We start from the raw sequence: 420 nt of genomic DNA, 5'->3' as shown, positions 1-420 counted from the left end.
AGTTGCGGGGACAAGCGCAGGATCACGGTCGGCGCGATCAAGCTCGTCCATGTAGCGCTTGATGCTTTCCTCGATCTGCTCAATGCGGGCTTCCAGCTTGTTGTTGGTGAAATTTCGGTCGCGATTATTTACCGCTTTGAACTTGCTGCCATCGATTGCCACGCTGCTATCCGAGAAAACATCAAGCCTGCGACATACCTGCACGAATTGGCGGCACACTTTGCAGATGGCGGGGCCGTTATCTTTGCGAAAGTCAGCGATGGTTTTAAAGTCGGGAGATAGCCTCCCGGTCAACCACATCAGTTCGATATTACGCTGCGCCTCACGCTCCAGGCGGCGGCTCGACTGGATTCGATTGAGGTAACCATAGATGTAAATCCCAAGGAGAACTGCAGGATGGTAGGACGGGCGACCGGTGCG

The 420-nt window shown here is 54.5% G+C and carries 1 protein-coding gene; it reads right to left on the bottom strand.

All coding sequences use genetic code 11. The features are described 5' to 3' along the window. A partial coding sequence (locus tag KO538_RS29790) for a transposase (RefSeq protein WP_219330445.1) occupies positions 1 to 420 on the bottom strand: 420 nt, incomplete at both ends.

This window comes from Janthinobacterium sp. NKUCC08_JDC, from assembly GCF_019345575.1.
In the GTDB taxonomy this organism is placed as follows: Bacteria; Pseudomonadota; Gammaproteobacteria; order Burkholderiales; family Burkholderiaceae_D; genus Janthinobacterium; species Janthinobacterium aestuarii.
Note: the sequence above shows the minus strand (reverse complement) of the source record. Positions and strands in the feature narration are given on the sequence as shown.